The organism is Psychrobacter sp. S1-30-MNA-CIBAN-0213 (assembly GCF_040309845.1).
In the GTDB taxonomy this organism is placed as follows: domain Bacteria; phylum Pseudomonadota; class Gammaproteobacteria; order Pseudomonadales; family Moraxellaceae; genus Psychrobacter.
Window position 1 is genome coordinate 185,279 of sequence record NZ_JBEOPE010000003.1, and the last position, 21,123, is coordinate 206,401.

17 protein-coding genes are annotated in these 21,123 nt (G+C 43.5%); 13 read left to right on the plus strand and 4 right to left on the minus strand.

What is annotated here, in order from left to right; translation table 11 throughout:
- Positions 1-604: 604 nt before the first annotated feature.
- From AAEY87_RS04265 to AAEY87_RS04280, 4 genes are all read left to right on the plus strand, one after another.
- Positions 605-2,647, plus strand: coding sequence for a lytic transglycosylase domain-containing protein (locus AAEY87_RS04265; RefSeq protein WP_350656201.1), 2,043 nt, complete (start codon positions 605-607; stop codon positions 2,645-2,647).
- A 460-nt stretch (positions 2,648-3,107) separates the two neighbouring features.
- On the plus strand, positions 3,108-3,836 hold the full coding sequence (locus tag AAEY87_RS04270) for a T2 family ribonuclease (protein WP_350656074.1): 729 nt from the start codon (positions 3,108-3,110) through the stop codon (positions 3,834-3,836).
- 334 nt (positions 3,837-4,170) lie between these two features.
- Positions 4,171-5,154: a malate dehydrogenase gene (locus AAEY87_RS04275; RefSeq protein WP_068037600.1), complete on the plus strand. Its 984-nt coding sequence runs from the start codon at positions 4,171-4,173 to the stop codon at positions 5,152-5,154.
- Between the two features lie 289 nt (positions 5,155-5,443).
- On the plus strand, positions 5,444-5,683 hold the full coding sequence (locus tag AAEY87_RS04280; protein WP_068037599.1) for a DUF2789 domain-containing protein: 240 nt from the start codon (positions 5,444-5,446) through the stop codon (positions 5,681-5,683).
- Between the two features lie 100 nt (positions 5,684-5,783).
- On the opposite strand, the gene ribF is transcribed toward AAEY87_RS04280, so the two are convergent.
- Positions 5,784-6,827, minus strand: a complete 1,044-nt coding sequence (gene ribF / locus AAEY87_RS04285; protein WP_350656075.1) for a riboflavin biosynthesis protein RibF — start codon at positions 6,825-6,827, stop codon at positions 5,784-5,786.
- A gap of 315 nt (positions 6,828-7,142) precedes the next feature.
- Here ribF and AAEY87_RS04290 point away from each other — a divergent pair, with 315 nt between their 5' ends.
- Positions 7,143-7,766, plus strand: coding sequence for a GNAT family N-acetyltransferase (locus AAEY87_RS04290; protein ID WP_350656076.1), 624 nt, complete (start codon positions 7,143-7,145; stop codon positions 7,764-7,766).
- A gap of 39 nt (positions 7,767-7,805) precedes the next feature.
- Here the strand turns inward: AAEY87_RS04290 and AAEY87_RS04295 are convergent, their stop codons facing one another.
- The 3 genes from AAEY87_RS04295 to ampD all read right to left on the minus strand — a co-directional run bounded on the left by AAEY87_RS04295 (position 7,806) and on the right by ampD (position 10,836).
- Positions 7,806-8,387: a hypothetical protein gene (locus AAEY87_RS04295; protein WP_350656077.1), complete on the minus strand. Its 582-nt coding sequence runs from the start codon at positions 8,385-8,387 to the stop codon at positions 7,806-7,808.
- 133 nt (positions 8,388-8,520) lie between these two features.
- A complete protein-coding gene (murJ, locus tag AAEY87_RS04300) occupies positions 8,521-10,071 on the minus strand; it encodes a murein biosynthesis integral membrane protein MurJ (protein ID WP_068329279.1) in 1,551 nt (516 codons plus the stop codon).
- 165 nt (positions 10,072-10,236) lie between these two features.
- The gene (gene ampD / locus AAEY87_RS04305; RefSeq protein WP_350656080.1) at positions 10,237-10,836 is read right to left on the minus strand and encodes a 1,6-anhydro-N-acetylmuramyl-L-alanine amidase AmpD; all 600 of its coding nucleotides are present in this window, start codon (positions 10,834-10,836) and stop codon (positions 10,237-10,239) included.
- 230 nt (positions 10,837-11,066) lie between these two features.
- On the opposite strand from ampD, the gene AAEY87_RS04310 reads away from it, so the two are divergent.
- The 8 genes from AAEY87_RS04310 to AAEY87_RS04345 all read left to right on the plus strand — a co-directional run bounded on the left by AAEY87_RS04310 (position 11,067) and on the right by AAEY87_RS04345 (position 21,009).
- Positions 11,067-13,187 (plus strand): Lnb N-terminal periplasmic domain-containing protein, encoded by a 2,121-nt coding sequence (locus tag AAEY87_RS04310; RefSeq protein ID WP_350656081.1) that lies wholly within the window; start codon positions 11,067-11,069, stop codon positions 13,185-13,187.
- Positions 13,188-13,196: 9 nt separating this feature from the next.
- Positions 13,197-14,036, plus strand: coding sequence for an SDR family oxidoreductase (locus AAEY87_RS04315; protein WP_350656082.1), 840 nt, complete (start codon positions 13,197-13,199; stop codon positions 14,034-14,036).
- 57 nt (positions 14,037-14,093) lie between these two features.
- Entirely contained in the window at positions 14,094-15,104 is a 1,011-nt protein-coding gene (locus AAEY87_RS04320) for a hypothetical protein (RefSeq protein ID WP_350656083.1), read from the plus strand.
- 76 nt (positions 15,105-15,180) lie between these two features.
- Entirely contained in the window at positions 15,181-15,909 is a 729-nt protein-coding gene (pyrE, locus tag AAEY87_RS04325) for an orotate phosphoribosyltransferase (protein WP_350656202.1), read from the plus strand.
- Positions 15,910-16,046: 137 nt separating this feature from the next.
- A complete protein-coding gene (gene gshB, locus AAEY87_RS04330; protein WP_350656084.1) occupies positions 16,047-17,012 on the plus strand; it encodes a glutathione synthase in 966 nt (321 codons plus the stop codon).
- Between the two features lie 251 nt (positions 17,013-17,263).
- Complete coding sequence (gene murG / locus AAEY87_RS04335) at positions 17,264-18,349, plus strand: undecaprenyldiphospho-muramoylpentapeptide beta-N-acetylglucosaminyltransferase (RefSeq protein WP_350656085.1); 1,086 nt, start codon at positions 17,264-17,266, stop codon at positions 18,347-18,349.
- Between the two features lie 98 nt (positions 18,350-18,447).
- Complete coding sequence (gene murC / locus AAEY87_RS04340) at positions 18,448-19,887, plus strand: UDP-N-acetylmuramate--L-alanine ligase (protein WP_350656086.1); 1,440 nt, start codon at positions 18,448-18,450, stop codon at positions 19,885-19,887.
- 207 nt (positions 19,888-20,094) lie between these two features.
- Complete coding sequence (locus AAEY87_RS04345; RefSeq protein WP_350656203.1) at positions 20,095-21,009, plus strand: D-alanine--D-alanine ligase; 915 nt, start codon at positions 20,095-20,097, stop codon at positions 21,007-21,009.
- The last annotated feature ends 114 nt before the right edge of the window (positions 21,010-21,123 follow it).

A 21,123-nucleotide genomic window follows, 5' to 3' on the forward strand; every position in this document is an offset into this window, starting at 1 on the left:
GGCAAGCCATTAATGCGTGGCGTATTTTATCATAACCATCTAGTAATGTGAAAAGTAACCGTATACTATCGGCTACAATCATGATGAATTATTTATAATACTATCAATTGCTTATCAATAATTCGTTATAGGTATGGCTGATGGAAGAAGTTTAACGTCATATCACCTTTGTGTTACGCGCCACTCTCTTATTTATTGATAAATAGTAAGGGTGGTGGTTGAAAGTCAGACGAATATAGTATGATGAGTATTATGCCCTTATCATCGTACATTAGTTCGATCCTAAGCAAACAGTAATAAAGTGATAAATATTTGTTAGATTGGCAGTTGAGCGTAATGCTAGACTATTTTAGCGCATAGTTAACGCATCTTATACCTGCCAACTTTAAGCATTTATTTTAGACAGTCAGTACAGATATGAGAGCTAGAACGACTTATTTATTTAGCGTTCTAGTGCAAAATGATCATTAATATAATAAAGAGAGCAAGTATGACAAAGCAGCCTGCTGCCAATCACAAGAACAGCCACCGCAACAATTTTGACATGCCTAAATGTAATGGTATGGATGCTTCTATGAGTCATCCGCCCAAACGTCTTAGCCACATGACCGCTGCATGCTTACAAGCTCGCTCGTTGCGTATTGGTGCACTGAGTGTCGCTACGGCAATGAGTGCGCTTGGATTGTCGCAAGTAGCCTGTGCACAGCCTGCACCTTATGGTGAGAGCTACCAGCAAGACAATAGTGTGGATTATTTCACGGCCGCTGCATTGGCTGCAGAACGTGGTGATGTCAGTGCACTATTTAATTATGAGCAATTAATGAGTGGCGGATTATTTGCCATGTATCCAACATATTGGCGTATGAATCTGGACTTAAATGCCCAAAGCTCTGCTGCCATATCACAGTTCGTCCGTCAATATCCTGATACTGTCATGGCTGAAAAATTAGTCGCTGACTTTGCAGAAGCAAAAGCCGCTTCAGGTGATTATGCGTCGGTACGTCAAGTTGCCAATTTGGTTACCAATGGTGATCGTAGTGAGCGCTGTGCAATTGGACTTGGATTTAATAGTGGTGGCGACACTATGCGAGCGTTGGCAGAAAAGTCGGACGTTTGGTTGAACACGCTCAAACAGCCTGCATTGTGCGATCAGCTAGCAACTGAGCTTAATAATAATACGCTAATCAGTAATCAGGATCGGGCATCACGTCTCAAACGTATGTTACGCAAAGGCAAGACGGGCGATATCATGGCCTTATCATCACGCCTTGGCACTCCCATTTCTTATTCAGCATTGAGTGAGATTCAGCTGAATCCAAGCGCCTATTTTGGACGCTTTGGTATGCAGCCTAATAACCAAACCAATCAATATCTATATCTGTATGCGATTGGGCGTCTCGCTGAGAAGTCATACAGCGAGGCGGCAATGCAGTTAGATTTCGATATCAAACAAGACAATCAGCGCTCAGCGAAGCTATTAAACGATGATACGCGCCGTTATGCTTATCGTATCATTGGTGTGCAGCGCATGAACCATACCACTGATGATGGCTTTAGCTCTGAGGCCATTGACTGGTTCCGCAATAGCTTAGACGATGATTTCAACTTCGAAGAAGCTGAAGACTATGCTAAAGCTGCCATTCGTTTTAGCCGTTGGGATGATGTAGTTGAATCTATCTCACAGATGGATGCTGAAACTCAAAAACTAAATCAGTGGCAATATTGGTTGGCACGTGCGTACGAGCAATCGAGTAACAGTGGTAAGCGCAATACTGCTAAGAAAATGTATCAGCATTTGGCCAAAAGTAATGATTACTATGGTTTGTTGGCAAAAGATAAAGTTGGTCAACGCTTTGATGCTAGTAGTTTAGGTGGTAGTAGCTTGCCGAACGTAAGTAATGCTGATAAAGCACGTGTTTTGCAGAACCAACACTTTGCGCGTGCTTTTGCACTATACAATGCAGATGCCAGCCGTGCCTATGCCAATCGCGAGTGGAACTGGGCAGTGAAGCAGGCACGTGATAATCGTGATGATGGCTTGATTATTGCAGCAGCTCGTCAAGCACATGATATGGGCTGGCTTGATCGCGCTATCTATGCTGCTGATAATACTGACAAAGTAAATAGCTTGGCGCTATCACATCCAATGCCGCACCAAGATTCAGTGGTACGTTATAGTCAGTCGGCAGGTATCGACCCAGCATGGGCATACGGCATTATGCGTCAAGAAAGTCGCTTTGTAACATCAGCGCGTTCTAACGTTGGTGCTAGCGGGCTTATGCAAATCATGCCTGATACGGCAAAGTATATTGCTCGTAATTTAGGCGAGTCGTATAGTGCCAGCCGTGCCAATAGTGGTGATACAAATATTCGTTATGGCACATGGTATATGAGTGATATCTTAGGCAAGCTGAACTATCAGCCTGTACTGGCAACTGCAGGTTATAATGCTGGCCCAAACAACGCTAAGCGTTGGCAACCTACCTATGGTTCGTTGGCCTCTGATCAGTATGTTGAGTCAATAGCTTATCCTGAGACTCGTAATTACGTTAAACATGTAATGGAAAATGCAACTGTCTATAGTAGTTTGTTAGGTCGTGCTAAGCCTATCAGTGAGCGCATGGGTACTGTTCCAGCAGCGTTTTAAAGGTATCCATTACTTAGGTCTACTAAAACATTAAAAATGTAGGCCTAAACTGCTATAAGTGGTAGTAAAGTGCTTGATCGTTAGCATATACGTGCCGTGCTTAGGACTTAACTGTCAGCTTACGTATTTGCTATAGATTAAAAAAGGAGTTTTGCTACCATTACTTTAGTTAATATCTGATAACCTGTCGTTATTAAAAAACTTTTACTAAATTGTATATTCAGAGTTACTACTTTAATTATTGGTATTTTAAACCTAAAACTTAGGTGCATTTCACTGTATGATGTTGCCTGAATGTATTGTTCACGCCTAATAACTATTGAATGTTTTTTTACTTATGATAAATAATGACCCAAATCGGCTTATGCAGACATCTATCAGATTTCAATCATCTGTTAAGAGGTATGTGCAACAGTTTATTAGGGTATCGAGCTCAAAGACTCAATTATGGCAGCCGGTTTTGAAAAACGATCGATCAAAAAAGCATTGCTCAGACGGCTGTCAGAACACCACTTTTGATAATGTCTATCCTTTCACTCTAAGTCCTTTTACTCTAAGTCATCTCACTTTAAGTATTACAGGTTTAGTATTGCTACAAGTTATGCTGTCACTACCTGCGCAGGCAGCAAATGCGGTTCAGACTGGTCAGCGAGTGTTAATGATTGAGATGACTCCAGCTTTATGTAATTTGCAACCTTCACGCGCACGTATGCGTCAATGTTTAGAAGGTTACTCTTTAACAGTATCTGGCTTAGATATGGGTTATGGTGAGCGCTGTGGACGCGGTAGTGATCCGCGCCTGACACCATTACAATTAAAAGTAGTCAACCGTATCATGCCTGATACCACTGTGCGCAGCCAAGCATGGCAACATTACGGTGCGTGTAGCCCGCTTAGTGCTAGCAGTTATTTTCGTCAAATCACCAACTATGCAGGAGCATTAAAACTACCTAGCGAGTTGAATACGGGCAATAGCTACACAGTTTCAAAGTCTCGTTTTATGAGTCAAATGACTCGTCTCAATAGTGGAATGTCTTCTGCTAGTATTGACTTAATCTGTCAGGCTGGTAGTCGCCGTCAGTCTGTGCTTACTGACATCCATGTCTGTTATGACGGTGGTCAATTCGGTAGATGCAATGAGGTGATAAACAGTTGCGGCAACAATTTCATTATTTCAGGTGGTAAATAGTTATACCTGAGCAATGCTGCTTATGAGTATTAGAAATATACATTAACGTATTAAAGCCGCCTCTTTAGGGCGGCTTTTGTGTTTTCTATACTTACTATTTAATCAGACAGTCTTTTTTGCTGACAAACTTTTGTATGTATAAAATGTAACAATATAGACATCAGTAAGCGCGTTGTTATCTCTAGACGGTTTACCGAACGAAGTGCTACACTAGCTTTCGGTTTGTGACCGCTACCATTGAGCAAGTCTATACCTCATTGAGCAAGTCCATATCTAATATGCCTGTCTATATAATGATGACGACATTATCTAATAATTAATTAGGGAGTATTCTATGAAACAGCCTTTACGTGTTGCCGTGACTGGTGCCGCTGGTAATATCAGCTACGCGATGCTATTTCGTATTGCATCTGGCGAGATGCTAGGTAAAGATCAGCCAGTTATTTTGCAATTACTTGAAATCACACCAGCTCTTGACGCCCTAAAGGGTGTAGTCATGGAACTAGAAGACTGTGCATTCCCATTGTTGGCTGGTATCGTCCAAACTGATGATGCTAACGTTGCATTTAAAGATATCGACTATGCATTACTTGTTGGCGCACGTCCGCGTGGCCCAGGTATGGAACGTAAAGATTTGCTAGAAGCCAATGCTGCGATTTTCTCAGCACAAGGTAAAGCATTGAACGATGTTGCGAGCCGTGATGTAAAAGTATTGGTCGTCGGTAATCCTGCCAACACTAACGCACTTATTGCGCAGCGTAATGCACCAGATCTTGACCCACGTAACTTTACTGCCATGACTCGCCTAGATCATAACCGTGCTATGGCACAGTTAGCTGACAAAACTGACAGCACTGTTAATGACATCAAAAACATGACTATCTGGGGCAACCATTCATCAACTCAGTATCCAGACCTAACCGCTTGTACCGTAAACGGTAAGCCAGCGCTAGATCTAGTAGATCGCGATTGGTACGAAAACACTTATATCCCAGAAGTACAACAGCGCGGTGCAGCGATTATTAAAGCTCGCGGTGCATCATCTGCCGCTTCTGCTGCCAATGCTGCCATTGCACACATGCGCACGTGGGCACTAGGTAGTGATGAAAACGATTGGGTATCAATGGGTGTTTACTCAAACGGCGAATACGGTATTGCTGAAGGCTTAATCTACTCATTCCCAGTTACCTGCGCTAACGGCGACTGGTCTATCGTAGACGGCGTTGATGTGTCATCAGATTTCTCAAAAGAGAAAATGGCGGCGACTGAGCAAGAGCTTAGCGAAGAGCGTGATGCAGTAGCACATTTATTACCATAATTAAGTAGCTTGCTAAGACTTTGGCGCTATTTATAATTCTTATTATGTAAAAAAGCCTTCTATCTAGAGGGCTTTTTTGTACTTTAACATTCGCATCATTAATAATTTATGCTGAATTTTTGGTTATCAATGCACTGTGATTTCTTAGTTTTTGATAATCAGTCGTTAACACAATTGATAACGTTAGATTAACGTTGAATAACAGCTTTTAAAATAAAGCTTGCTACAATGAATACGTTAGTTCAAATAATAAGCACAATTGAATCCGTAGCACTTAAGGAGAAAAAGTATGTTGGGTGAACCTGAATACAATATGAATGAATTATTTGCACAGCTAGGGCTTGATAGCTCTGACGAAGCAATTGATAGCTTCGTTGAAAAACATAAATTAGCGAAAGAAGAGAAGTTAACAGAGTCTGATGTCTGGAATGATAATCAGCGTATGTTCTTACAAGAAGAGTGGGAAAAAGATGCGGCATGGGTAGAAGTTATTGATGACTTAAATGTACGCATGCACCCAGATGCTTAGAAAAATAAAAAAGATTGATTAAAACGAAAACCCACAAGCGTTAAGGTTGTGGGTTTTTTTCTGTCTATAAATTAAGCATACTTTGAATTAGATATACTTTCTAACTAATTTTCTGCTTTTCTCGCCATTCCAGTAGGTCTTTAACGTCTTGATGAATACCTGCTTTGAGGGCTTCTAAACCGTCATAACGTCTTTCGCCATGCAGATAATGTAAAAATCGTACTTGCAGCGTCAAGCCATATAGATCAGCTTGCAACGCTGGAAAATGTACTTCCAAGCGCCAGTCACGCTCTTTATCGACAGAGGGTCTGGTACCGATACTGGCTGTACCAAACAAGCTATACGGACGTAAGCCTGCGACGCCTGTTTTGCCATCAACAGCGAGTGCTGTTAAACCATTAGGTATTACTTTTCCATCATCATCTAAGCTGACCACGTCAACTGCGAAAATACCATGTAGAGCAGGTTTTAAGCGTTCTAAATCGATATTAGCAGTGGGGAAGTCCATGGTACGACCAATTTTATCACCACCGATGACTAACCCTGTAATGGCATAGTCGCGGCCGAGCAGAGTGTTAGCAGCGTCAAGGTCACCGGCTAATAATAGATCGCGAACACGAGTAGAGCTAATGCGCTCAGCTGCATCGCTTTCATCCGTGACGGTATGTAAATTGGTGACATGCAAGCCATAGTCACGCAAAAACTGACTGTCGCCGGTACGGTCATGACCAAATTTGAAGTCATCACCTAATACCAAAGATTTTACGTTCAAGCGTAGTGCTAAAAGATCAGCGAATGCTTGCGCTGATAATGAGCGAAAATCGCTATCAAAGCCTGCTACAATCAGTGTCTCAATGCCATATTCTGCGAGCAAGGCTTGCTTTTCTGCAAGATTGGTCAGGCGCGCAGGAGCAGTCGCTGGTGAGAAAAATTCACGCGGCTGTGGTTCAAATATCATGACGGCAGAGCTAAGGTTTTGCGCGTCAGCAATGTCACGAACTTGGGCTAACATCGCTTGATGACCTAAATGCACACCGTCGAAGTTGCCGATAGTCAGCACACAGGGCGCTAAATCTACTGGGCTAGTATTTGCAGGCAAAGTGCTTGGCGACGCAATCAGTTGCTCAAGAAAATAGGTGTTCATAAATTTTCAGCTATGATAGATAAGAACAGATAGAAAAGAAAAAACACATCTCTATTAAAGATTGATGTGTCTAAAACCAGCCATTATAAAGTAAAATAGCCATACTAACATCCTATAGTCTGCTGATAATACAAGTATAGTCAATCCATTATAAAAGAGTGACGGCGTTAATCTCGCTTGCAGTATCCCATATACGCCTGCGCCCATTGTTCTTTAATAACTGTAATGAATGCGACTGTAGATTGACTATGTTTAATAACCAAGAGTGATTTTTAATTGTTTATCACAAACTTTACCATTAGCTATGGAGACCCTATGACTGACATTGCTTTGAACGATATACCATCGACCTCTCCAACATATAATCTCAATGAGCAATTTACTGTGCAGCGTGCCAGCAAGGCTGATTTGCCAGAGATTTTAGCAATCTATAATCAAAGCATTGCGGGCAAACAAGCAACGGCTAATCTTACTCCAGTAACTTGTGAAGAGCGTGCAGAATGGTTTGAGGAGCATCTAAATAGTCTAACGCGCCCAATCTATGTTGTTAGAGCGGTTGTTAAATTGGCGAATGAGGCTAACGAAAGCACAGCGCAAACAGCGTCGCCAATCGTCGCGTGGGGCAGCTTTAGTGATTTGTATGCACGTACCGCGTACCATATCAGCACTGAAATCAGTATCTACTTGCATCAGGATTATCATGGAAAAGGACTGGGTAGCTTGCTCGCGCGCTGGATGATGACGCAAGCGCCAAGTCTAGGCATTCATAATGTAATCGCACTTATCTTTGCCCATAACCAGCCAAGCTTAGGATTATTCCGTAAGCTTGGCTTTGAGCAGTGGGGGTATATGCCGAAAGTGTGCGATATGGAGGGTTTCATCGCTGATGTTGTCATGCTAGGTAAAGCAGGGACGTTAGATAATGACATAGATGAATAAGTTTAGATAATAGCAATCAGAGAACGGAAGTCAGATGCCTTAACCTAAAATCTTCCATTGGTTGTCTATTTTCTGTAATTCATAGGTCAGTGGTGCAGGCTCACTTTGACCTTTTAGCATCAGCTCACCGGTGATAGTGGCACGAGTTTTATCACCATTATATTTGGTATCAGTAATAGTGACGCCATCGACAGTTTGCTGAAAAGCAGACTGAGTCTTAGCCAGCTCTTCTTCAAAATTTGCCATATCTACTTTATAGTATCCAGCGGCTTGATGCACATCGCCGTCATATAAGCTATCTAGGGCTTTTTTGACAGTATCTTCTGGTGTGCCAGCTTCGGTCGGATTGGTAACTAGGCTTTTTTGCTTATTAATAGAGCTAGAGCTCTCAGCTACTTGCTGACTTTCAACAGCATTATCAGCATCAGTTAATTCTGTTTGACCAGCTACATCGTTCTCAGATGCTTCCACAACATCTGCAGTATTTTCAGTAGTACTGGCAGCTGTCTCTGTTTCTACATTATCGTTGTTGCTACAACCACTTATAACTAGTCCGGTGCTCAACACGCCAGCAGCCAGTATGGTTGGCAAACGGAGCAAGATAGATTGTTTAGTTGTCATATTAGTCCTCAAAATTCATTTATGCATAAAAGACTCATTATGGCAACTATCAACGTCATGCACTGTCAATTCTCATACTAAGCTTGTTTTGGTTTCGTAAGTTTGTACGCTAATTATTTTTCAACACTGAGTTTTAACCATGTTTTAGCTGACGAGGACGGAATCCGGTTGCCAATAAGACTACGCCATAAACTACTGCGCCAACCCCACACATAATGAGCAGAGCTGCTATACGTCGCCATTGAGCATCATCGGTTGGGAAGTAGGGCAGCATGACATAAAGGACCGCGACCATAGCACTTGTAGAAATCGCAAACTGGGCAAAAAGCTTTTTCCAATGGCTGCCAAAGCGGAATATCTCACGCTTGTGCAAGAAGTAATATAACAAGCCTGCGTTCACGAATGCTGCACCCGTAGTCGCTAAAGCCAAGGCACCATGCAGTGGTATTTTGAAAAAGTAAAATATTCCGATAAAAATAACACTGAAAACCATATTGGCAAACACGGAAATAATACCGATTTTTACTGGTGTTCTGGTATCTTGGCGTGCAAAAAATGCTGGGGCAAAGATTTTAATCAGCATGAATCCCAAAATTCCGCCGGCCATACTACGTAACGCCAACGAGCTCATTTGTGCATCACGTAAGGTAAACTCACCACGTAAGAACAGCGCCTGCATGAGCACATCTGCCAGTATAAATAAGGCTGCGGATGCTGGAACACCAACCAAAATAATTAGTCGCGCTGCCCAATCAATGGTCTTTTTAAAGCTAACATCATCTTTTTGCGCTTCACTTTTTGACAAGCTTGGCAGAATAACCGTACCGATAGCCACACCGATTAGTCCTAGTGGTAGCTCGCTCATACGTTCCGCAGCATACAACCAAGAGACTGAACCGCCTATCATGAGAGAAGCGAATACGGTATTGAGCAGTAGGTTAATCTGAGTGACAGAGACGCCAAAGATAGCAGGTAGCATCAATTTTAAAATACGCTTAACACCTTCGTGCTGAAAATCAATTTTAGGTGCAACCAGCAATTTTTGTTGCCATAACTGCGGCAGCTGTATCAGAAACTGTAACAAACCAGCGATAGCGACTGCATAACCGAGCGCCATAATCGGCGTATCAAACATTGGGGCGAAAATTAGCGCACCGCCAATCATACACAAGTTTAATAATACTGGTGCAAAGGCTGGCGCAGCAAAACGCCCGTAACTTTGCAAAATACCGCTGGCAAAAGCGGTCATAGAAATAAACAGTAAGTAAGGGAAGGTCAGACGGAGCAGCTCAGCAGTAATGGCAAACTTGTCTGGTTGATCAGCAAATCCAGGCGCAAATAATGTCACCACCCAAGGTGCGATTAAAATCACAACGACTGTCAGCATGGATAAAACCAGCAACAACGCCCCTGAGGTGCGACTGACTAAAATCTGTACCTGTTGCAGACTGTATTTTTCTTTATATTCGGACAGTACAGGAACGAAGGCTTGGCTAAATGCGCCTTCTGCAAATAAACGCCGTAAAAAGTTCGGTATCTTGAAAGCGACCAAAAAGGCATCCATCAGGCCACCTGCGCCAAAGACACCTAATAACACAATATCGCGTACCAAACCTAAAATACGCGACAGCATGGTCATGCTACTGACCACCATGGTTGAACGAAATAACCGACTTTTTGCCATGAGAACCTATTTTGCCAAATTGTTTACTGATGGTTGTTTACTGATTTACTATTGTCAAAAAACTGACGGATTATAGCACTTTCATGGCATATCTATAGCATAGATAAATGAATTGAATGTGGAATTGAATGTGGAATTGAATGCTGCTGTTATTATGAGTAATCGCTACTTACAGAATTTCTCGGCCACTAGCCCGCGTAACTTCGCCCATTCAAAATAATCACCAGGATCTGTCTTACGTCCCGGTGCAATATCACTGTGTCCGGTTAGGTGTCGGTGGGTTTTAGGATAGGCGGCGTATATAGCGGCGACTACTGCTGCGAGCGTGTCGTATTGAGGGGTGGTGAAGGACACAAAATCTGACCCTTCAAGCTCGATGCCAATGCTATAATCGTTACATTCAGGTCGGCCAAGGTAGCTTGACCTGCCCGCATGCCACGCGCGTTCATTGAAATTTACAAATTGAGTAATGGTGCCATCACGTTCGATAAATAAGTGAGCTGAAACTTCTGCGCCTCTAATTGTCTGAAAATAAGGATGTGCATCCCAGTCTAATTGATTAGTAAATAGCGCTTTTACATAATGTACGCCGTCAGTGCCACAGGCGCCAAACTCATTGGGTGGTAGGCTAATATTATGAATGACGATAGTATCAATAGTCGTATCGTCAGGTCGTCTATTGTTATTCGGTGATGCAAGCCATGTCGCGTCGGATAATAGGCCATCTTTGATAGTCATTGACGATGGAATAGCTGAACTGAGCATAATGTTCTCTTTATATAATGGTATTAACAAGTATGCAGCTAAAGCATTTATCTAATAAATTTTCGTAAAATAATAACAAACATAATTTATATACTTAAGAGCCAAATAATTAAATAATTTAGTTCCAAGATAACTTTTGAAATATTTAAGTCAACAGCCTAGCAGAACTTGTTGACTAGACCTTAGCAGCGCTACCAGCCTATCAATAATAACGTGCGAGATTTTACCTCATGTCTATAAAGCCGTCTTCTATATCTGTAGATTGTACCTTAAGCACAATTAGCCTGCGAGCTTGTAGTCATCGAGCACGTTTGCCGATTGCCATTGCTGGGCTACTACTCTCTGCAAATGCGCAGGCTTTTTTGCCAACGCCATTGTCAGTAGTGACAACAGGGGAATTAGCGCCTGATATAACTGCTGCGCCTCAAGCAAAAGCGGTGAATTTGGATAGTGATAAGAGTGTGCAAAACAATCGATCTAATTCACTACAAGCCGAACAACTATTAGCCACATGGCGTAAGCAAGTACAGGCAGACAATCTTGCCGAGCATAGAACATGGCGACGGTTATTATATTTTTTAGATGATAAAAAATCGCTATTTAATAAAGGTGCGCCCAAAAGCTTAATTGATAGTCCAGAGTTTTTTCTGAGTGCGAGTGGACAACAGGATGCCAGTGCTGAGCTTGACGCGATGCTCGTCGCGTTTGCCAATCAAATCGCAGCGCCTCAAATCACACAGTCTACCAATAACTCAAACTCAGCCATTTGTCGTTTTCCAGCACGCACGCACTGGCTTACTGAGACTTTGGGCATCGACAGTTCGCGCCTGCAAGCTGATTGTCCAGAGCTTAAAAAATGGATGACCATGCTAGCTCCTGAGCAACTGTCAATTATGTTTGCCGAGGAGTATTTGGACAATCCAATCTCCGCTTTTGCTCACACTTTGCTGCGTATTGACTCGCCAGCAAGCGCGGTAGATCCTAGCCAAATTCATCATGCTTATGCGCTCAACGATACCGTCGATGGTAATCCTGATGATGCTTTTGCCGTTTACGCTATTAAGTCGGCTACTGGTGCTTATAATAACGTAATTGAGATTGATCCTTATCCAGAGAAGCTGGCCAAGTATCTCAAAGACGATGAGCGCGATGCGTGGACGTATCAGTTGGATTTGACTCCCGCGGAAGTACAACAAATCATATTGCATGTATGGGAAACCAAAGATTTAGACATTCCTTATTATTTCACCACGGACAACTGTGCTTCTGAGATTTTACGCTTGATTGATGTCGTGCGTCCTGAGCAGGATTTGCTCAGTCAATTGCCCTATGTCGTCATTCCTTCCGACGTGATTCAACTGCTAAATAACGAAGGTATATTAGCAGATACTCGTTACACGCCATCTGACAGTACCGTACGTCAAGCCGAGCTGAATAAGGCTAAGGCAGCTGCGGCGCTTGGTTATCAGAAACTATCTAAAGATGACGCTCGTAATATTAAATCAGCAGAGCGCAATTTGGCATCAAGTATATCAGCTGATGATGCTGACCCAAAAACGATTATAGATTACGGTATTGTCGCCTCGGATAATAATCCTATCGATAGGCATCCTTTGCAAGTGGCTCAAATTGGCATTGGTCAGCGCGGTGACAATAGCTATGTCGATGTTGGATTACGTTTAGGCTTTCATGACACCCTTGATCGGGCGTCAGGATTTTCACAGTTCTTTAATTTAGAAGCGCTTGCCACTACGCTGCGCTTCTATGATACTGATAGCAGTAAGGACAATGAACCTGACAGCGTGGTATTAGAAAACTTCACCGTGCTGCGCGGACGCTCTTTTAATCCGGTCAATACTGCTAAGCAAGGCAAGACTTGGGGCGCAAGTGTCGAAGCGACGCGCGTGAATGATGGCTCGCAAGCAGAGGATCGGGATCATTTAGTTGGGAGCGTTGGCTATGAAACTGGCTGGTCGTGGGCGTTTGGTACACCTAGTGCTGGTACTGGTGAGATGCCGCCACAGCTATGCTACGCACTGTTATCAGGCAAGGGGCAAGCGGGACGCGGGATTAATAAAGGTTTTCGCGTAGGCGCAGGCGTGAATGCTGGCTGCCGTTATCAGATTAACAATCAGTTACGCGCGCAGGCTGAATTGCAATTGCCATATTGGTATCATGGCAGCAGTGATGACTCTAACGTTCGGGGTCATTATTGGCAGCCGATCTCAAGCTTAGGTCTGCAATACGATATCGATAAAAAACAAGCACTACGCATCAATGCCAACTACGATTGGCAAGATCGCGTCGATGCCAATGACGATGTGCAATTGTCATACAGACGCTATTTTTAAGGATATAGAATGAGTACGCAAAATTTACTGATTATCGGACAAGGTGATATCGGTCTGCCAGTCACCAATAGACTTGCTGAGGACGGTTTCTCGGTCACAGGTCTCGCTCGCAGTAAACGCGAGCATTATGATTTGAATAGTAATGCAAAGTTTATGCAAGCTGATGCGTTGACGCTTAGCGCTGAGCAGCTGCAAGACTTTACTCATATTGCAATTATCGTCACTCCTGATGAGTATTCAACCAGCGGTTATCACGACAGTTACTTGGCGATTAATCAACATTTAGCAGAGCTTGCGGATAAGCTAACCAACCTTGTGCGCGTGGTTTTTATTTCCTCAACGGGTGTTTATGGTCAAGATAATGGTGAATGGATTGATGAAGATACCGCGCCTATTACCCCTAAGCGCGAAGCTTCCAAAGTGATACTCCAAGCAGAACAAGCGCTGCAACAAGGTTTTGGTAATAAAGCCATTGTCATTCGTGCGAGCGGAATTTACGGACGCGCGCGTCTAATGCGCTTACGTAAAGCCCGCGAGTCACAAAAAGAGCCAGTGGCAGCAGCGCACTGGAGTAATCGTATTATGAATCGTGATTTGGTCAATATTATCGCCAATGTAATGACTACAGGGGCGCCAAAGCCCCTTTATATCGCCACTGACTATGCGCCAGTCACGACTTTTGAGCTAGGCGTTTGGTTAAGTGAGCAGATAGGAGAGACGCCTCCTGCTATTGATAAGAAAAAAATAACTGTTACGGGGAAACGTTTACATAGCAACATTCCGTTAGCTTGGCTCAATTATCCTGACTGGCAGGTAGGTTATCGTGATATTTTGCGCCATCAAGAGTAAGATGACAGTTTGATTTAATTAGAATTGATTTTATATTTTATAGTTTATGGAGATTTCATGACCCAGCCTTCTACTTCTGATAATCGCTTACCCAATGCTGAACTTGCAGCAATAGGCGATAAGCTGCCAGAAGGCAATGCTGAGCTGTCGTCTACGTTGCCTGATAGCAAGCAGCCTGCGATCGTGCACCCTAACTTTGATCCGAGCCAATCGCCACTTGACCCTGCGCGACCTTTAAGTGATATTCCAGAGCCTGCTCGACGCCTAAATGGTCAATTGCGACGGCTCTATGGAAATTCTGCGCGGTTTTATCAGCCTAATGAAGACAGCTTATCGAAATGGGAATTGGTTGCGTCAGAGGCATTGGCTGAGCATTTGTCATTGTTGAATGCGGCAAAGCTTGTCGAATTTCCTGATAATTTTTATCAAAATCATAGCGAGCAGCCATTATTATCGCCGCTAAGCGACATGACCCTATTAGATATGTCGGATATTCAGCAGGCGATTCGCGCTCATCCAAAACTGAATCGTTATGGTTTTGCGCTTGCTGATAGTCCCGTAAAGATTAATAAAGATGATAATGGCTCCAATAAAAATAATACTAAAGCGTCTTCTGCCTCGTTACGTACGTTGACCAAACGTTATAATCCTGATGAGTTACTCAGCAGTCTTTATGCTGATGATTGGCAAGTGATTTTACAGCCGCAGCAGTTTGAGACAGGCGAGGGCAGTTTGGCTACCGATATTATGGCATGTAGCGTCGCTGTCCATGCTCTAAAACAGTGTAGTACGCGCAAAACTATCAATCATAGCTATAGCGCGGCGCAAATCTGTCAGCATGTCCGTAGCTACTTACTTAGCCAGCTTGATCTTGAGCCAGCACAGCGTTATCAGTATCGTCAGATTCGGCTATTTGCAGGGCATATCATAGTTGCGGCTTATCATTTAGGCTGGGACATACAAGTGAGCCATGATGGTCAGTGTTATTTTAATCTTTCATCGCGTAGTGGACTATTGACTCGTTATCCCAATATGCAGGATTACGACATCAATGGTTGGTCAAGCTGATCAATAATGCGTACAATAATGCAAATTTTTTGCCCTTTATTTTGCTGATAGGAATGCCATAATGCTCAATGCTCCAATGACTAATGCTCAACCTGCCCAAAACGTTTCTTTCTCATCTCATCAATTTATTCAATTGGCTTTAGACAATCAAGTTTTAAAGTTTGGTGAGTTTGTGCTTAAGTCTGGTCGTATCAGTCCGTATTTTTTTAATGCTGGTCTGCTAGCGACTGGTGAGATGTTATCGTTACTAGCGCGCGGTTATGCAGATGCCTTGGCCGCAGAGATGGCTGAACAAATAGCTGCTAGCAATAACGATGCAGAGCAGCAAGAGCTGGTCATTTTTGGTGCGGCTTATAAAGGTATTCCATTCGTTGCCGCAACCGCGCAAGCGTTATGGCTGCATCATGGTATCAATGCTAAATGGGGTTATAACCGTAAAGAAGCCAAAACTCATGGCGAGGGTGGTAACTTAGTCGGTGCTGATGTCAGTGGCAAGGCTGTCTGGGTACTTGACGATGTTATTACTGCTGGCACAGCGATGCGCGAAGTGGTCGAGATATTAGAGCAAGCTGGCGCAAGCGTTGCAGGTATTATTGTAGCCCTTGATCGTAAAGAAAAAGGCCAAAGCGATTATTCTGCTATACAAGAGCTCGCAGCGACCCTAAAAGTACCGGTGCGTGCACTCGTCAACATTGACGATTTAATCAGTTATTTAGCTGACGACCATGGTGCACAAAACGGCCAGCATAAAGAAGCGACCCAACTAGCAAAAATGCAGCATTACCGTGAGCAGTACGGCGTATAGTTTGTTGTTAGAATGCTGTTCTTGAGCTGTATTGAAGCTTTGCTACATTGCAGGTGCTTATGAATACTTGCCTATAAATAAGTGCCTGTAATTTCCTATAACTGCCTATTCATAATATAACGTAAGTGAGCCTTATCATGAGCCAAGAAAATCAAAAAAAATCTTTAAAAATACTCGTCATCATGGATCCTATCGAACAGGTTAATTATAAAAAAGACACCACTTTGGCAATGATGTGGGCAGCACAAGACCGTGGTCACACGCTTGGCTATTGTCAGATTCATGATCTTTGGTTGGATCGTGGGCAATTGATGGTCGATACGCAGCCAGTGACGGTAAAGCGTGACCCTGAAAATTTCTATACGTTAGGTGATAAGGCAACAAGTCCGGTCAGCGACTATAACGTGATTTTGATGCGTAAAGATCCGCCGTTTGACATGCGCTTTATTTATGCGACCTATATGCTTGATCATGCTAAAGCGGCAGGCGTGCTAGTGGTCAATGACCCACAAGCGATTCGCGACTGTAATGAGAAGTTATTTGCCACTTGGTTTAGCGATTATATGAGCCCAACGATTGTGACCAGCAAACAAGCACATATTCGCAAATTTATCACTGAGCAACAAGATGTCATTGTCAAGCCATTAGACGGCATGGGCGGCACAGGTATCTTTCGCCTGACCGCTGATAGCCCAAACATCGGGGTGACGCTGGAAATATTAACTGAGCTTGAAACCTTGCCAATTATGGCACAGCGTTATTTACCAGAGATTAAAGAGGGTGATAAGCGTGTGTTAATCGTCGATGGAGTGGTAATCGATTACAGCTTGGCACGTATTCCTACCAAAGGCGAAACCCGTGGTAATCTAGCTGCTGGTGGTAGCGGGGTGGCAATGCCGCTTACCGATATTGAACGCCAAGTGGCAGAAGTAGTCGCCCCAATCGTCAAAGAAAAAGGCCTTATGTTCGTTGGTTTAGATCTAATCGGTGGCCGTATTACCGAGATTAACGTCACCAGTCCGACTTGCGTACGTGAGATTGATGATCAATGTGGTACTGATATTGCGACAGAATTTATGATAGCGATAGAAGCCCGTTGTTAAGGATTGTATTTTAAGGATTATATTCTGGAGATGAGAGGTTATTAGTTTTTTGATATCTCTCATTTTTATTGTTTGGCATCAAAGTGTTTCAACCCATTATTTAAGCGATAAAGTGCTGTATAAATAAGCATAGATTCCTCTATACTATGCGGGCTTTAGTGTGTGAGCTTTTAGATTGGGAAGCTTTTGTTAATATATCAGTAGCTATTACTTAATATTCATTTTAGTACAGATGAGAAAGGCAGGCGTTAATGAAGACACCGCACATATTGATGATGGCCGCTGGTACCGGTGGCCATGTATTCCCAGCGCTAGCAGTTGCTGAGGAATTGACCCAACGCGGTGCCGTTATTCACTGGCTAGGTACGCCAACTGGTATGGAAAATGGCCTAGTTAAGCCAACTGGTTACGCTTTTCATCCTATTGCGATGCAAGGGTTACGCGGCAAAGGCATAGGGCGTGTAGTCAAATTACCCTTTACCTTGCTATCAGCGACGATGGCAGCAGTTAAAATCATCCGTAGCAATCAGATTGATATGGTAGTGGGTTTTGGTGGTTACGTAACTGCGCCTGGTGGTATTGCTGCGCGTATGACCAATACGCCTCTAATTATCCATGAGCAAAATGCTATTGCCGGTATGAGCAATCGTTATTTGGCTAAGATTTCTACTAAGGTAATGCAGGCGTTTGAGCATACTTTTGCTAATAGTGAACAGGATGCTAAGCTTGAAACCGTTGGTAATCCAGTACGTAACGCTATTACGGGTGTGGCTGAACCGACTGAGCGTTATGACATTAATGACAGTTCAGCGCTTAAATTGTTGGTGGTTGGTGGCTCGCTTGGCGCGCAAGTATTAAACGACACCGTACCTAAGGCACTTTCGTTAATAGACAGTCCTTTTGAGGTGCGTCATCAATGTGGGCGTAACAACGAGACGGCTACAAAAGCAGCTTATGATAGCGAGGACTTAGGCGCTCATCAGTTCACTGTACAGCCATTTATTGATGATATGGCAGCGGCTTATAATTGGGCAGATATTATCGTTTGCCGAGCTGGTGCCTTGACGGTTACTGAAATTCAAAATGTCGGTATCGCTGCGATTTTTGTGCCGCTACCGCATGCGGTAGATGATCATCAAACTGCGAATGCGCGCACCTTGACGTCACACGATGCTGCAATTTTGTTACCGCAGTCTGAGTTGACACCGCAGCGTTTGAGTGATGAGCTTGCAGCACTTGATCGTCATACTTGCTTGGAGATGGCAAAGAAAGGTCACGCCCTTGCTAATCGTAGTGCCAGTAAGCAAGTTGCTGATATCATTTGGCAAGCGTTGTAGCTTATATCATAAGCCTTTGCTTTCATGACTGATTGTTTTCCGTAACTAAGTTTTTTAATTCATCATATTTTATTAGCCTTTAATAAAGAGAAATCCTTATGTCTACCTCTGCGAAAGCTCTACCTAAGCGTTTGATTGAAATACCAGAAATGCGCCGTATTCAGCATTTGCATTTTATCGGTATTGGCGGTTCAGGTATGTGCGGTATCGCTGAGGTTATGAATAATCAAGGCTATCAAGTTAGCGGTTCTGACATCGCTGATAGCGTGATTACTCGACGTCTACAGCAAATTGGTATCGAAATATCGATTGGTCATGATTCCAAAAATATTGCCAATGCGGATGTCATCGTCGTATCGTCAGCGATTGACCGCAGCAATCCTGAAGTAAAAGCAGCACTAGAAGCGCGTCTGCCAGTGGTTCGACGCGCTGATATGCTAGGCGAGTTAATGCGTTATCGTCATGGTATTGCCGTTGCTGGCGCACATGGCAAGACCACAACGACTAGTTTGCTGACTACTATGATGGCAGAAGGACAGCTCGATCCGACCTACGTGATTGGCGGTAAGCTAAATGCCTCAGGGAAAAATGCCGCGCTTGGCAGTAGTCGTTATTTGGTTGCTGAAGCAGACGAGTCTGACGCGTCGTTTTTGTCATTGCATCCGATGGCCGCGATTGTCACTAATATCGACCAAGACCATATGGAGACCTATGAAAACAGCTTCGATAAACTAAAAGCTGCTTACATTCAGTTTTTACAAAATATGCCGTTTTATGGCTTGGCTGTGGTGTGCGGTGATGACCCTGAGCTGTATGCGATGATTGATGATATTGGCCGTCCCGTACTGACTTTTGGTCTTGAGCCGTTTAACGATGTACAGGCAATTGACTTGGTTACTGAGGGTACTAAGACGCACTTTACCGTATTGCGCCGCGACCGTGAGCCGCTACGCTTGACATTAAATATCCCTGGTACGCATAACGTCTATAACGCCCTTGCTGCTATTACCATGGCAACCGATGAAGGCGTCGATGACGAAGCGATTAAGCGCGCACTGCAGAAATTCGAAGGGGTCGGCCGCCGCTTTGAGCAGCATGCCTCTGTGGATATTGATGATGGTAATGTTTTGTTGATTGATGATTATGGTCACCATCCAAAAGAAGTCGATGCCACTATCAAAGCGGCTCGCCAGAGTTTTCCTGATCGTCGTCTAGTGATGCTGTTTCAGCCGCATCGTTATAGCCGTACGCGTGACTGCTATGATGATTTCGTCGAAGTACTCTCAAGCGTTGATGAGCTATTATTATTAGAAGTATATTCAGCAGGCGAAAGCCCGATTGCAGGTGCTGATACTAAGTCATTAGCACGCAGTATTCGCTTGCGTGGCGAAGTTGAACCAACGATTATTGATAAGGACAATCTAGCGCCTGTCATGCAACGCTTATTAAAAGCAAATGACATGCTTATCACTCAAGGTGCCGGTAATGTGGGACAGATATCTATCGACTTGGCTGCAAACAATCTCTATATCCAGTAAGCTAGAAGAATTTTAGGAACTATCTACATGTCTATTAACAATCAAGAAAATGCAAAAAACCTTAACGAAGCCATAAATGATGCCGAGAATACGACGCTTATTACTAATCCAGAGTCTGCTTTAGCAGCAGCTGCGCAAGCAGAGAAAGATACTATGGACAATAACCAGCCAAAGCAAGACACACTATTAACTGTCGCTCCTAGCAAAGTGAAAGATGCGAGTGAGTTTGGTAAGGTGGCTGTCGTTTATGGTGGCAGTAGCAATGAGCGCAGCGTGTCATTGGACAGTGGGGCCGCCGTATTGCAAGCGCTACAAAATCAAGGCGTCGATGCCACTCATTTTGATCCTAAGCATCAAGACATTACTGAGCTTCGTGACTATGATCGCGTGTTTAACGTGTTACATGGTCGCGGCGGCGAAGATGGTTTGCTACAAGGCGTGTTGCAATGGTTTGATATTCCGCAAACAGGTTCAGGGATTTTAGCATCAGCCTTAGGAATGGATAAAGTTCGTACTAAGCAGTTGTGGCAGGGTTGCGGGTTATCAACGGCACCATTTTCATTGTTGACAGCTGATACCGACTGGCAGCAAGTGGTGAATATGCTGGGTTTACCTTTAATTATTAAACCTGTACATGAAGGTTCAAGTATTGGCATGACTAAGGTCAACCATCTTGACGAGTTGCCTGCTGCCTATGCAACGGCAGTACAGTGTGGCGATGTAGTAATGGCTGAACGCTGGATTACGGGTCGTGAGTTTACAATTGTTATTATTGATGAGGAAGCCTATCCAGTTATTCGTTTAGAACCTGCTGATATCACTAACTTTTACGATTTTGAAGCTAAATATAATCGCAATGATACTGGCTATTATATTCCTTGTGGACTCAGTAGTAGTGATGAAAAACATTTGCAAGACCTGAGCCTTGCTGCGTTCCGTGCCGTTGATGCAAAAGGCTGGGGACGTGTCGATGCTATGCAAGATGAAGCTGGCAATTTTTGGTTACTTGAAATCAATACGGTACCTGGTATGACCAGTCATAGCTTAGTCCCGATGGCAGCTAAAGCACGAGGTATGGACTTTGATACCTTATGCTGGCACATACTGGCACAAACACTTTAATAGAGAGAAACTATTCATTAGAGATTGTCTTGTAGTATCGTGTTAGAGAGCTTATCGCTGCTACTTTACAATAAATAGAGCTTAGTACTATTTATTAAGATAAATTGCTAATAT